12 protein-coding genes and 1 riboswitch are annotated in these 13,104 nt (G+C 41.3%); of the genes, 5 read left to right on the forward strand and 7 right to left on the reverse strand.

Annotated elements, in window-relative coordinates; all coding sequences use genetic code 11:
• On the reverse strand, positions 1–309 hold the full coding sequence (gene rpsJ / locus HYB91_RS09150) for a 30S ribosomal protein S10 (protein ID WP_002669994.1): 309 nt from the start codon (positions 307–309) through the stop codon (positions 1–3).
• 64 nt (positions 310–373) lie between these two features.
• Positions 374–1,561, reverse strand: coding sequence for an elongation factor Tu (tuf, locus tag HYB91_RS09155; RefSeq protein ID WP_002669993.1), 1,188 nt, complete (start codon positions 1,559–1,561; stop codon positions 374–376).
• Positions 1,562–1,812: 251 nt separating this feature from the next.
• Between tuf and HYB91_RS09160 the strand changes: the two genes are divergently transcribed.
• Positions 1,813–1,962: a hypothetical protein gene (locus tag HYB91_RS09160; RefSeq protein WP_010956814.1), complete on the forward strand. Its 150-nt coding sequence runs from the start codon at positions 1,813–1,815 to the stop codon at positions 1,960–1,962.
• Between the two features lie 125 nt (positions 1,963–2,087).
• Here the strand turns inward: HYB91_RS09160 and prtP are convergent, their stop codons facing one another.
• From prtP to prcB, 3 genes are read right to left on the reverse strand one after another with little or no spacing between them, the layout of a single operon-like run.
• A complete protein-coding gene (gene prtP, locus HYB91_RS09165) occupies positions 2,088–4,418 on the reverse strand; it encodes a dentilisin complex serine proteinase subunit PrtP (protein ID WP_002677139.1) in 2,331 nt (776 codons plus the stop codon).
• A 13-nt stretch (positions 4,419–4,431) separates the two neighbouring features.
• Positions 4,432–6,330: a dentilisin complex subunit PrcA gene (prcA, locus tag HYB91_RS09170; protein WP_253719482.1), complete on the reverse strand. Its 1,899-nt coding sequence runs from the start codon at positions 6,328–6,330 to the stop codon at positions 4,432–4,434.
• Between the two features lie 35 nt (positions 6,331–6,365).
• Positions 6,366–6,971 (reverse strand): dentilisin complex subunit PrcB, encoded by a 606-nt coding sequence (prcB, locus tag HYB91_RS09175; RefSeq protein WP_002677132.1) that lies wholly within the window; start codon positions 6,969–6,971, stop codon positions 6,366–6,368.
• Between the two features lie 109 nt (positions 6,972–7,080).
• A riboswitch (cobalamin riboswitch) is annotated at positions 7,081–7,262 on the forward strand.
• 161 nt (positions 7,263–7,423) lie between these two features.
• Between prcB and HYB91_RS09180 the strand changes: the two genes are divergently transcribed.
• The 4 genes from HYB91_RS09180 (at position 7,424) to HYB91_RS09195 (ending at position 11,814) form a co-directional block, all read left to right on the forward strand.
• Positions 7,424–8,419: an ABC transporter substrate-binding protein gene (locus HYB91_RS09180; protein WP_002677126.1), complete on the forward strand. Its 996-nt coding sequence runs from the start codon at positions 7,424–7,426 to the stop codon at positions 8,417–8,419.
• Position 8,420: 1 nt separating this feature from the next.
• Positions 8,421–9,488 carry a FecCD family ABC transporter permease gene (locus HYB91_RS09185; RefSeq protein ID WP_002669987.1) on the forward strand — a complete coding sequence of 356 codons (1,068 nt, stop codon included), beginning with the start codon at positions 8,421–8,423 and terminating at the stop codon, positions 9,486–9,488.
• Positions 9,488–10,249 carry an ABC transporter ATP-binding protein gene (locus tag HYB91_RS09190; protein WP_010691505.1) on the forward strand — a complete coding sequence of 254 codons (762 nt, stop codon included), beginning with the start codon at positions 9,488–9,490 and terminating at the stop codon, positions 10,247–10,249. Before HYB91_RS09185 ends, HYB91_RS09190 begins: the two co-directional genes overlap by 1 nt.
• A gap of 89 nt (positions 10,250–10,338) precedes the next feature.
• Positions 10,339–11,814 carry a Na+/H+ antiporter NhaC family protein gene (locus HYB91_RS09195; protein ID WP_002669985.1) on the forward strand — a complete coding sequence of 492 codons (1,476 nt, stop codon included), beginning with the start codon at positions 10,339–10,341 and terminating at the stop codon, positions 11,812–11,814.
• A gap of 55 nt (positions 11,815–11,869) precedes the next feature.
• Here HYB91_RS09195 and HYB91_RS09200 read toward each other — a convergent pair whose 3' ends face one another.
• Both HYB91_RS09200 and HYB91_RS09205 read right to left on the reverse strand, forming a co-directional pair.
• Positions 11,870–12,475, reverse strand: a complete 606-nt coding sequence (locus HYB91_RS09200; RefSeq protein ID WP_002677123.1) for a hypothetical protein — start codon at positions 12,473–12,475, stop codon at positions 11,870–11,872.
• Positions 12,459–13,097 carry a hypothetical protein gene (locus HYB91_RS09205; protein ID WP_002672235.1) on the reverse strand — a complete coding sequence of 213 codons (639 nt, stop codon included), beginning with the start codon at positions 13,095–13,097 and terminating at the stop codon, positions 12,459–12,461. The genes HYB91_RS09200 and HYB91_RS09205 overlap by 17 nt, the downstream gene beginning before the upstream one ends.
• Positions 13,098–13,104 lie beyond the last annotated feature (7 nt).

Below are 13,104 nucleotides of genomic sequence, written 5' to 3' on the forward strand. Positions count from 1 at the left end.
TTATTGTTTAATTTCTACATCAACACCGGCTGAAAGCTCCAATGCCAATAAAGCATTCATAACTTCTGCCGAAGGTTCGATAATATCGATTAACCTTTTGTGTGTCCGCATTTCAAACTGCTCACGCGACTTTTTATTTACGTGAGGCGAGCGAAGCACCGTAAACTTGTTAATCCGAGTGGGAAGCGGAATAGGACCGCAAACCTTTGCACCTGCTTTTTGAACAGCCTGTACAATAGCCTTTGAACTCTGATCAACCAACTCTACATCGAATCCGCGAAGCTTTACGCGAATCTTTTCCTTTGTCATCATTTCCTCCGAAAAAATGCAAACGGCACTTACAAAAAGCGCAAGCGCCGTTTTTTTGCATCATTTATTCGATAATGTTAGTTACCTGACCCGAAGCAATAGTTCGTCCGCCTTCGCGAATAGCGAGTTTAAGACCTTGATCCATAGCTATGGGGTGAATAAGTTCACCGATAATCTTTGTATTATCGCCGGGCTTAACCATGTCTGTTCCTTCAGGAAGGTTTACAGTTCCGGTAATATCGGTTGTTCTAAAATAGAACTGAGGTCTGTAACCTGAGAAGAAGGGACTGTGTCGTCCGCCTTCCTCTTTTGAAAGAACGTAAATCTGAGCTTCAAATTTGGTGTGAGGATGAATTGAACCGGGCTTGGCAAGAACCTGTCCGCGCTCAACTTCTTTCTTTTCAATACCTCGCAAGAGAAGACCTACGTTGTCTCCTGCTTCACCTTCATCAAGAAGCTTGTTGAACATTTCGATACCGGTAACAACGGTTTTCTTTGTGGGCTTAATACCTACAATTTCAACTTCTTCGTTCATCTTGATAACACCGCGTTCGATTCTTCCCGTAACAACGGTACCGCGTCCCTGAATTGTGAAGATATCTTCAATGGGAAGAAGGAAGGGCTTATCCGAATCGCGGACAGGATCCTTAAAGTATTCATCCATTGTTTTAAGAAGCTCCTCAATGCAAGCCGTATCTTCAGCAGTTGCACCCTCTTGAAGAGCCTTAAAAGCAGAACCCTTGATAATGGGTGTGTCTTCGGGGAAACCGTAAGATGTCAAGGTCTCTCTAACTTCTTCTTCTACCAATTCTACAAGTTCGGGATCATCAACAAGGTCAACCTTATTAAGGAAGACGATGATTGAAGGTACACCTACCTGACGGGCAAGAAGCAAGTGTTCTTTTGTCTGGGGCATAACCGAGTCCGGAGCAGAAACTACAAGAATAGCACCGTCCATCTGAGCAGCACCGGTGATCATGTTTTTAACATAGTCAGCGTGGCCGGGGCAGTCGATGTGTGCATAGTGTCTCTTATCGGACTGATATTCCAAGTGTCGGGTATTGATAGTAATACCGCGCTCTTTTTCTTCCGGAGCATTGTCGATCTCGTCATATTTTAGAAGCTTATCACCATACTTCTTTGCACAATACGTAGTGATCGCTGCCGAAAGAGTGGTCTTACCATGGTCAACGTGACCGATGGTACCAACATTCATGTGAACTTTCGTTCTGTTAAATTTTTCCTTTGCCATGAGATCCTCCTAAAAGACGTAGGCAAGTCTAATATTTCCCGCATTAAAAATGACGAGATTAAAAAGTTAACCGGTCTTTCGTAACCGAAAAACAAGCTTAACAAAGAAACAAACCGGAGAAACATAAGACAGTGATTAAAATCAGATAAGATTTAAGCATTTTCTTTAAAAGAAAAAAGCTTTTTATCCACCGCCCATAGGTTTTCGGACAGCATTCGGACCCACCTGATCACCTGTAAACCGTAACTCCGATGACTGGTTTGGCATCCTGCGAAGTTTTAAAGATTTCTTTCCTTATTTGCTTAAACAAGGACGGCATCCGCCTGCCTAAAAGGCTTTACGGCAATGCAAAACTTCTAAAGAATACCGATTTAAAGCCCTTTTTAGGCCATAAATCATAATTTCAATATCAGCGTTCCTTATACCATAAAGAATAAAAAATGTCAATAGGAAAATTTGTTTTATTTATCAAAAAAAAGAGCGGCGAACCTAAAAAGCGCGCCGCCCTAATTACCCATATTAACGTTTAATAAGGATATTCTACATAGAACCAATCCAAGTCAACATTCTTGGGTGGGGTACCGATAGGGTGAGCGACGAGATTGCAGCCCATCTCCTGCCCCCATGCATTGCCTTTTGACTTTGCATCGGCGGGAGTATCGTCAAAACCGGCGCCTTCGTGGCTGTCGTTCGTTGAAGCATTGTTGGGACTTCTTGCCGTATCGTCGATATCTACACCGTTAGAATTGAGGGGAGTCCTGTCAATTTTTAAGGCATAGTTGCCGCCTTGGAAGACACCCCCTTTCATAAAGCCGGTAATCAGCACATAGTATTTTGCGCCTGTCTCGGCCTCAAAATAGGTGGTATCAAGCTGATCTTGGTCATAGTTCACAATGGGCGTAGGATTGGTGCCAAGATTCAAATTGCCGCTTGCATCCGCTTTATAAACCACAATTTTAGTATCGGTGTCATCACCACCACTGTTATAGTGCAGGTTTGGTACGGTCGAAACCCATACGATTTTTTTGTTATACTGCAAGGTAATAGTTTTATTTGAGTCTGTCGCCGTAAAGGTTTCTTTTTGTGCATCACCTAAAAAGGCACCGTAAACGGAATAGCTTCTGCCCTTTATTAGACCCTTAAAGGCGGGAGGATTGGACTCATCACCTGCGACATAGGCCAAAGGAGCATGTGTTTCCTCATCGACAAGCGTAATTTTACAAGGGACAATGTCATTGCTATGCCCGTCATTGTTTTTAACCTCAACTTTTACTTCCGCTTCGGTATAAATATCGTTTGCAGGAGGAATATTGCCGTCCTTTATAGCCTTTGCCGCCTTATATACGTTTACTCGGCCATGGCCCAAGCTGTCGGTAAAGCCTGTTGCTCCATCAACTTTATCCGCCGTTTTTTCAAGCAGAGCCTTAATTTGATAAGGAGTCAAATCATGAGCTTCAGTGAAGGAAAGAAGATAGGCGATTGTACCTGTTACAAAGGGGGTTGCCATTGAGGTACCGCTCATCGTTTCATAGCTGTCGTCGCCGTATATGCCGCAGGATTTAATACCGTCGCCAGGGGCGGAAACACTTATCCATGCACCGGAATTGCTGAAATGAATTTTTTTGTCTTTGCCGTTGGTAGCTCCAACCGCCAATACGCCCGGGAAGGCTGCAGGATAGGCTGCCGTGTAACGGCCTTCGTTACCCATAGCAATTACCGGGAGTATATTGTGTTTTACTGCATTGGTTAAAACCGCAAATGCAAATTCGGAGCCGTAAGAGCCTCCCAAGCTCATGTTTACGGGAACCGTTTTTTGGGTAATTTGAAAATCGGTAGTTTGCAGATAGCTGGGCAAAGCAGCAATCTCCGCCGGACTTCTATCAGCCTTAGCTTTACGCAAAATCTCAACAATGTTTGTAAGATCGAGCAGGGCGCCGTAAACCGACCATGTGTCTCCACCGAATTGGCCATTTAAACCGGCATTGAGCGATTGGTACGAAATAAGCTTTGTGTTTTTCCATGCGACACCGGCGATACCGATATTATTATTGCCGCGGGCAGCGATAGTACCAGAACAGTGCGTACCGTGCGCTCCCTTATCCCAGTTTAGTCCGATAGGAATTTCGGTAAACGGATGACCTGGGGTGATGGCGGTACCGTTTTCTGCAGTAACACAGGATTTCGCATACAGCACTATCGAATCCCCATTTTCATCTTTAAAATCTTTATGCTTCATATTAATGCCGGTGTCGATGATGCCTGCAACAACAGTCTCGGTACCGTAACCTATTTCACTGTAGGCTTTCAGTGCCTCGGTTATCGAAAGCCCGTAATCGGCATTATTTGCCTCAGGGTCGTCCAAATAATTTCCTTTTGTTAGATCGTAAGTTTCTGCATTGAAAGGGTCTACAGGGCCATCGTTTTGATTCGGAGCCTTGCTTCCGTCCGGTTCTACAACCTTATAATCGTGTTCTACCGAAAGAACTCCCTCTATCGAAGCCGCGCGCAGTAGATTCTTTTTATTATTTCCTTCCTTATTAAGATACCAGTAAGTAAAACCCGTATCTGTAAGGGAAATCTTTCCTTTAACAATAAAACCTTTTTTTTCAAAAAGAGTCTTGTCAAAGCCGTCTTTTGTCTTAACGATAAAATAACCGTCAACTATATCCTTGTCGTCGGGCTTATAATTTGCACCATTCGGTAATTCAACCGACGATGAATTTCCTAATCCTCCCGTATACCCGTTTAAAACTGCTCCATTATCTTTATTACCGATAACGGCAGTATTCATACCGAAATTACAGGAAGAAACAATCAAAACTATTGTCATTAAAAAGAATAATATTTTTTTCTTCATCTTAAAGACCTCCTTATTCAATTACAAAGGTAAATCTGCCGTTTACGGCGTTGGAGCCGCTTGAGCTGTTATTTCCCATTGTGCGAGATTGATTTGAATCATACATTTTAACAATCCTAAGAGCCCTGTCATCTCTTAAACTGATCGCACTCTTTCCCCAGTCCTGAATATCCCACTGATAGTTTACACCCGATTGGTATTCCATCGGGGTACCGGCAGCTACGTTAAATTGTGCTATCTTTACAAATTTATCGGTAATTGTGATAATGCCTGTGGAAGAGTCAACGGTTATAAGGTCTTCAAGTTTGTTGATATTGTAATAGGTCTGCAATGGTGTTGCGAGCTGCTTTTTATATGAAAAGCGCTTAACACCTGAACCGAACCCTATAGTATCAATCAGTAAATCGGGGCCGGTAGTAGTATTAGCACCGCCTATACCGACAGTAACACCATCAAAGACATAGCGGAATTTTGAACCGAAAACAGGTTGTCCCTGTCCGTCGAGGATCAATAGGCCTAAGTCGCACCAATCGGCTTCTTCCTTGGTCAGCAGCTTTTTATTGCTTATTGTGCACGAATACGACATGTTTGCAGCATCGGCCGCCGAAATCTTTTTACGGTTTTCAGGAGCTTTAAGGGAATAGGTGAAGGCTTCCATAACCTTGCCCGTAAATACGGGAGACTCAAGTGTATCCGTTGCAGTAAACGCTTTAATTGTATACACGTACTCTTTACCTTCTTCAAGTTCTGAAGATGTATCAAAACCTTGATGTGCGCCCCAGCCGGGGTTTGTTTCGGTTTTAGGCTCATCGTAGTGAGTTCTGCTTACAAATTTAGGGGTATCGGTGCTGCCCTTTTCTTTTCGGAATACATCAAAGCCCATAATAGGAACGGAAGTAGTCGGAGTGGTTTTATCTACAACGCCGAAGACGAAGACCGCCATATATGAAGAATTGTGTCCTTCAACGGGGTTTAAAGCCTGCGGCATCACTTCGTGTCCGCTGTCTAACTGCACAAGTCCCTGTCCGGGTTCGGTTGAGAATGTATTGTTTGTAAAGGGAACCCTTTCTATTATCATAAAAGCACTTCCAAATTTAGCATTCGAAAGGGGAGCTGCTGCCGAGGTTTTACTGAATTTTACGGGGATGCGTTTTTCGACCCTGTTGTTTGCAACGTCGTAGCCTACTATTATAAGCTCTGTTTTGTCGTCAGGCATTGCCGCATGTTCTATATCAAAAACGTATTTCGATGTAAAAATACCGTCACCGGGAGTATTATCGGGAGTGTAAACCCCATCAATACCTTCATAACTTGTCGGCATCATACCGAAACCGAGTTTTGCACCGAAACCGTTCCACGCAACATCTTCCACTGCACCCACTTTAGAGGTGAATTCTACATAAACTTTTTTTTCAGCGTTTCCGATGTCATAATTGTCCGTTATATCAACACCGGATGCATTTTCAATTGTTACCTTGTCGATATGGGGGGGGGTAACATCTCTTGTTATTTGCCCGTGCGCAAATTGGAGCATCATAACTCCTTTGAGGCCCTCTTCGGGTACATAATAGTCCTGCAGCCTAGAGCCCGCCCATGTACCTTTTTTGCCTAAAAGAACAAAGTCATACTTCTTTTTAGGGCTTACCTTTGCAGTAACTTTTCCTTTCCTGACAGTAAGCTGATTAGTAACCTGTTTGCCATCAGAATCAAAAACTACCAGCTTTGTTCCATCCACTACAGTGCCGCTTACCGAATCCGAAACGGTAATTTCAACACTCACGGCATCAGCCGGAATGGGATACGGATCCTTTTCGGGTTCACTTGCCGACTTTTGCTGCGGACAAGAACCGAATAAAAACGCCAATAAAAGGATACACCATAACGCCGCAGCGTTCCATCTTTTTTTTGACATACTCGTCCTCCTATAAATTTATTAAATTATAGATTTTAAAAATCTAATTTGCCGTTTTTAGCATCCCCATTGATTTCAATAAAAATCTCGGTATCCGGTTCGGCATCTACCGAAACTATTACATAAGGGCGGGTAAAAGCCTGCGTAACCATATCCTTAGGTCCGGGACTTTTTACCTCAAAAACCAAATTGATGATCTTCCCTGTCTTTATTGCAGAAACAGGCACAATGGAATATCCGCCCGTATTAAAAGGTCCTGCGGCAGCAATAACAACCGCTTTCTTCGAAAAATCTATCACCGGTGCTTTTAAGGAATTTCCATACAAAACGGAATAAAGGGTCTGCAAATCTTCTTGGCTTTTGACAATAGATGGTAAACCGGTTTTAAAATTATTCCCTTGAGTCAAAATTTCATAAGCAGCCTGCATAGACTCCGGCGGACTGCTCAAAATTTCAGGATTTTTAAAAGAAGAACCCAGATTTCCTTCCGCCCCTTTATCAGGCACAGTAGGGACTTTGTCATCAGGCACGGAATGGAATTCCCCGGCGGGTTGTTTAGGAAGCGTTTTACAACCTAAAAAAGTTACACAACAGATAAATAATAAAATTACACAAAACCTCATAGTACTTAAGTATATCATATTAATTGGATTTAGCAAGACTTATTTTTATAAATTTTGTAAATTTTCGAAAAAAAACAAAAAAAATGCCGGCTTGACATTAATTTACAAAAGTTTTAGAATTACTTCACAATTTTCAAACCATACAGGTGCCGAGATTCGGTTAAAAGGGAAGCACGGTGTAATTCCGTCACGGTCCCGCCGCTGTAAGAGAATAGTCTTTTTAAAATATGTCACTCGGGAAATCGGGGAAGGCTTAAAAAGATGATGAAGCTCGAAGTCAGAATACCTGCCTGTAAAGGACTAAGCCTTGTGCTTTACGAGCGATAAAGTACGGGACACTTAAGGAACTTATAACATCTTTGTTTTCTCTATAACTTAATAAGATCCCAAAAGTATCTTTGTACCCGCTGCATAAACTTATACCTTTTAGTTTGAAGGCGTAAAATAAACACACTATTTTGGGGGAAGATATGAAAAAGATTTTTTTTCACTCAATGCTGCTATTATTGGCAGTTTCAGTTTTTTTAGGATGCAGTCCTAAGGAAGATCAATCACAAAATTCGGGCAAAACAATGCCTAAAACGGAAGGAGCCCATTATCCTGTAACAATTACTACATATAATTATGCGGGGGAACCTGTAGACCTTACATTTGAAAAAGCCCCGGAAAAGGTTGCAGCCTTTTACCAAAGCCCTATCGAAACAATGCTCGCTCTCGGTCTTTCCGATAAGCTTATTCTTGCAGTCGGACTTGATGATCCGGTTAAAGACGAGTTTAAAGAAGCTTTCAGCAAAGTAAACTATCGCGATAAGCGTCCTGAGAAAGAAGAAATTATCGACATGGAACCGGATTTTATTTTTGCATGGACATCATTATTCGGTGAAAAGCGTTATGGAGACGTAAAATTCTGGCATGACAGAGGTACAAAAACCTATATTTGGCAAAACTCAGGTTTAAAAAAAGAAGATGCTCTCGAAAACGAATATCAGGATATTCTAAATATAGGTAAAATTTTCAATGTAGAAGACAAGGCTCAAGAAATTGTCGATAAGATGAAAACTGAAATTGCCGCAGCAAAAAAACACGTCGAAGGCAAAACAAAGGTAAAGGCCATAATAATTGAAGTAGAAAAAGAAGGCCAGTACCGTGTTTATGGGGAAAGAACTATCGGCGGGCAAATTGCAATGCAGGTCGGTGCCGATCTTGTAGGTAAGGATAAAAAAGGAATAGGCAAGGAAGAATTAATCGAGCTTAATCCCGATGTTATCTTTACGGTTTACTTCGGCGACTATATTGAAAAAGACCAATCTATAGAAATGCTCACAAAAGATAATGCTTTACAAAGCATAGCAGCACTTCAAAACAAAAAAGTTTTTCCGATTAATTTAAGCGAAGTTTATGCCAGCGGCATAAGAACCTATGACGGAATAAAGACAATTATCTCAGGTTTATATCCTGACCTATAATATGCAAAACAATAAAAACAAGGTGCTGAAAATAGTTTTTCTATCTTCAGCACTTCTTTTTCTTTTGGCGGGACTTTTAATTTCCATAGTTCTATCGGTAGGATTCGGAGCCGTACGCATAGCTCCCGCCGAAATCTTAAAAATCGCTCAATTTAAAATCTTAGGTGCCGGAAGCCTTGAAGGAATTAAAAAGTCGGCTATCGACATAGTTTGGATTGTCCGTATGCCTAGGATACTTTTAGCCTGTCTTACCGGAATGGGCTTAGCCGTAACCGGAGTTGTCATGCAGGCAATAGTACAAAACTCATTGGCAGACCCTTATATATTGGGCATTTCGTCGGGAGCTTCTCTCGGGGCAACCCTTGCAATCGCTTTGGGCGTGGGTGCGAAACTGGGGCCTAATTATGTGGGCCTGTGCGCCTGCTTTTCAGCCTTTGGAACAGCCTTAATCGTAATAAATGCCGCCAACATAAAAGGCAGAGCCAATTCCGCAAAATTACTTATGGCAGGTATTGCCATAAGCACGATTTTTTCAGCCTTTTCTTCGTTTATAGTCTTTACTACAAAAAACCGGGAAGCTATAAGAAGCATTACCTTTTGGCTTATGGGAGGCTTCGGCGGAGCAAAGTGGGAAAACCTAGGACTCCTTGCAGGAGTGATATTTTTAGGAATCTTCTTTTTTATGACGCAATACCGTACCCTTAACCTGATGCTCCTCGGAGACAGCGTATCAATTACTTTAGGAAAGGACTTGCATATTTACCGCCAAGTCTATCTTTTGATATGTTCCGCCATTGTAGGTTTTTTAGTATACAACGCAGGAATAATCGGCTTTATAGGCTTAATAATTCCGCATATTTCAAGGATATTTTGGGGAACAAATCATAAAAACATAATTCCGTCATCCGTATTGATAGGAGCCATAATTCTTATATGGGCAGACGTACTGGCACGCTCCGTTTCCAGCCTAGGTGAAATACCCGTAGGAGTTGTAATCTCTCTTATAGGTTCGCCGGTATTTTTATATTTATTGATAAATAAAGAATACGGGTTTGGGGGTAAAGCATAATGGTTCTCGACATCAGCTCTCTTTCATTTAACTTCGGAAGCAAAAATATTTTAGCCGATATTGACCTTTCAATTAAAGATAACGGAATTGTAGGCATAATCGGTCCCAACGGTTCGGGAAAAAGCACCCTGCTCAAATGTATATACCGAGTTCTTAAACCCAAAACCGGCACCATATTTATCGACGGTAAGAACATAAATGACTATCAGTTTAAAGAAACGGCAAAAAAGATGGCTGTAGTTGCCCAGCATAATGACACCCATTTTGACTTTAACGTGCTTGAGATGGTTTTAATCGGCCGCTCGCCTCATAAAAAATTTATGGAGAGGGATTCAGCCGAGGATATCGAACTGGCGTACAAGGCTCTTGAACAAGTGAATATGAAAGATTTTGCCGACCGCAATTTTTCAAGCCTGTCGGGTGGAGAAAAGCAAAGAATTATTTTAGCCCGTGCCTTAGTACAAAACACGGATTGCCTCATCCTCGACGAGCCTACAAATCATCTGGACATAAAACATCAGCTGCACTTTATGAGCCTTGCAAAAGATTTAAAAATAACCGTTATATCGGCAATCCATGATCTTAACATAGCTGCAATGTATTGCGATAAAATATACGCTTTAAAAGAAGGACAAATTATCGCCTCAGGCAGTGTAAATGAGGTTATCACAGAAGAAGTAATTAAGACCTTATATGATGTGGAGGCCAAAATCATTTATGATGAAGAAAAAAAGCCCCATGTAATATTTAAAAACATTTAACCGGCTTTTTTCTTTAATAACCAAACCTATACACTTTTTTTTACGAATATGATACACTGGCACCCTTATTTTACATAAAAGGAGACTTTATGCGCGCTTTTTTTAAGCTCTCTCCGGTCTTATTACTTGCAGGTTTGATGATGATTTCAAACATAGAATCTTTTTCAAATGCCTTGGGATTTAAGCTGGACATTTTAATCATAGCCCCTATAGCCGTAATCTATGCTTCCATAGTCGCTATGATAACCGAAAAATTCAAATTCAACGATATTTTAAACTCTGCCGTAGACAATGTTAAGGAAATGCAGCTGGTATTTTTTATCCTTATGTTTGCCTATGCGATGGCCGATGCCTTTATGTCTACAGGAGTCGGAGCCTCGATTATAACTTTAAGCCTAAACATAGGCATTTCCGCCAGAACAGTAGCCCTTGTTGCCTTTTTGGTTTCCTCCGTATTGTCGGTTGCTACGGGAACCTCATGGGGAACCTTTGCAGCCTGTGCTCCTATCTTCTTGTGGATGACCCATATTTTAAACGGAAACTTGGTTTTAAGCATTGCAGCTATTGCAGGCGGCTCATGCTTCGGCGATAACCTCGGTCTTATCTCGGACACAACGGTCGTAAGCTCAGGCATTCACAGGGTTGAAGTTACTCACCGTATGAAAAATCAGGGGCTTTGGTCTCTGGTGTGTTTGATTATAGCCGGAGGCTTATTTTTAATTGCAGGCTTAAGCCTCCCGGGAGATGCCGTAAGTCCGCAAAAAGCCATCGAAGCCATTCCCCAAGAAGTTTGGACAAAATTAGCTGAAGAAAAACCGGTCGCAGTTGACCTTCTCAATCAGGTACAGCACGGAGTCCCCGTTTACATGGTAATTCCGCTCATTCTGGTCATAGGGATTGCCTTAAAAGGCTACTCTACCCTCCTTTGCCTTGGAGCAGGTATAGTTTCATGCTTTATCTTAGGCCGCTTTGCAGGAACGGTTTCAGGCCTTCTTGCCTTTTTTGACATAGTGTATAACGGCTTTGTCGGTGCCGGCTCGTGGGTTATCATAATGATGATGTGGGTCGCAGCCTTCGGCGGAATCATGTCGAAGATGGATGCCTTTAGGCCTCTATCAAACCTTGCCGTAAAACTTTCCCGAAATGTAAGACAGCTGATGTTCTGGAACGGTATTATCTCTTTATTAGGAAACGCAGCCCTTGCCGACGAGATGGCGCAAATAGTTACCGTCGGCCCGATTATCAGAGACATCACGGAAGAAAATGTAGAAGGCGATGAAAAAGACCTTTATTCTTTAAAATTGAGAAACGCAACCTTCTCCTCAGCCCTAGGCATCTTCGGATCCCAGCTGATTCCTTGGCATGTTTATTTAAGCTTTTTTATAGGAATTGCAGGCACAGTCTATCCTCTTTACCAATTCAGTCAGACCCAGATAATAAAGTATAACTTTATGGCCCATATCTCGGTCATAACCATTCTATTATTTACCCTGTTCGGTATCGACAGAATCTTCCCCAAATTCGGCATCGCAAGCGAACCGAAAGTAAGGTTAAAGAAAAAATAAGAGCAAAAAAAGCTGCACTGAGGGTAAAACACAGTGCAGCTTTTTTAATTAAAAATTATTTTTTATCAATAGAGGTCATGGCAGCTCGAACGAGTTCCGCATTTTCACCGTACCGTTTTTTTATTATGGGTACTACTACATCATAGTTATCATGTTTTTTTACATCAACAATTTCATACTCCATACCGCCCTTCCTCTTGTACTCCAAGTGCCCCAAATAATAATACTTAAAATCAGGCTGTACTTTTATTTTTACAGCAAAAGGTAAAAAGAACCTAAAAGCAGTTCCCTTAAAAAAGTTATATGTGCAAAAAGTTAAAACTATCTCACCGGACCTGGGAACGGGAACTTTTATTGAAATAATTTCCTCAACATCCGATACAGCAGTAGGTTTATCAAGCTTATCGTCTCCTTCACAATATAAGGATATTGAATCACCAGGATCATTGCTGACAGGTCTGCCGGTCTCATTGATTATTAAATCAGACATGGGCATTGAGGGAATACTCAGATACTCCTTAAAAAACTCTCTGTTAACCGAAGGTCTAATCTCCACCGAAAAAACCAAAACAACCTCATTTCTTCCTGGTTTGGAATAATTTTGTGCAAAAGCAGCACAACTCAACAAAAAAATAAATATTATACTAATTGCTTTTTTCATTTTGAAGCTCCTCAATTCTTTTCTCTATAACGGTTTCCCAAGAAGTACCTTTGTAATATGCTTTAATACCCTCTAAAGCAGAAAGTTCATTTTTAGCAGAATCCTTTTCCATATCTTTTTTATATCCCGATTTTGTGCGGATATAAGAACCTATGTATTGCAGCCCCGGCTTTTTACATGAAAACCACAGAGTACTTGATTCGGGCCAGCCTAAAAACGGCCAAAACTGATAGACTGTTGTGTGGGTATAATTTCCATAAAACCTCATTATAGAATATCTTGAAAACATAAGTCTCAAATTTACTCCGGGCTCCATCGGATAAAAGGACATAACCGAACCTTGAAAATAAATAGGTAAAAAGATTAACGGCTCTTTTTCAGGATTCATCTGAATGTACTCCTGATAATCTTTAGCGGTATTATTAACCGGTAAATGCAATGGAGCATCTTCAACATCCATATGACCGAACATCAATGTATGAGTTTCAGGCGGTCCGAATTCTTTTTTGTTCAACGTCTTTCCATTAACATAGCCGCCGATACTGGAGCATGAAGAAAAGAGAACCAAGGATAAAGATAACAACAAAAAAATATATTTTTTGTTTAGTTTAAATTTTATCATAAATACC

The organism is Treponema sp. B152 (genome assembly GCF_024181665.1).
Classification (GTDB): domain Bacteria; phylum Spirochaetota; class Spirochaetia; order Treponematales; family Treponemataceae; genus Treponema_B; species Treponema_B denticola.

Coding starts and splice junctions, on each gene's coding strand:
- prtP (WP_002677139.1), bottom strand. CDS start 4,418: ATGAAGAAAAAAATATTATTCTTTTTAATGACAATAGTTTTGATTGTT.
- prcB (WP_002677132.1), bottom strand. CDS start 6,971: ATGATATACTTAAGTACTATGAGGTTTTGTGTAATTTTATTATTTATC.
- HYB91_RS09185 (WP_002669987.1), top strand. CDS start 8,421: ATGCAAAACAATAAAAACAAGGTGCTGAAAATAGTTTTTCTATCTTCA.
- HYB91_RS09205 (WP_002672235.1), bottom strand. CDS start 13,097: ATGATAAAATTTAAACTAAACAAAAAATATATTTTTTTGTTGTTATCT.
- HYB91_RS09180 (WP_002677126.1), top strand. CDS start 7,424: ATGAAAAAGATTTTTTTTCACTCAATGCTGCTATTATTGGCAGTTTCA.
- HYB91_RS09190 (WP_010691505.1), top strand. CDS start 9,488: ATGGTTCTCGACATCAGCTCTCTTTCATTTAACTTCGGAAGCAAAAAT.
- tuf (WP_002669993.1), bottom strand. CDS start 1,561: ATGGCAAAGGAAAAATTTAACAGAACGAAAGTTCACATGAATGTTGGT.
- HYB91_RS09160 (WP_010956814.1), top strand. CDS start 1,813: ATGACTGGTTTGGCATCCTGCGAAGTTTTAAAGATTTCTTTCCTTATT.
- HYB91_RS09195 (WP_002669985.1), top strand. CDS start 10,339: ATGCGCGCTTTTTTTAAGCTCTCTCCGGTCTTATTACTTGCAGGTTTG.
- HYB91_RS09200 (WP_002677123.1), bottom strand. CDS start 12,475: ATGAAAAAAGCAATTAGTATAATATTTATTTTTTTGTTGAGTTGTGCT.
- rpsJ (WP_002669994.1), bottom strand. CDS start 309: ATGACAAAGGAAAAGATTCGCGTAAAGCTTCGCGGATTCGATGTAGAG.
- prcA (WP_253719482.1), bottom strand. CDS start 6,330: ATGTCAAAAAAAAGATGGAACGCTGCGGCGTTATGGTGTATCCTTTTA.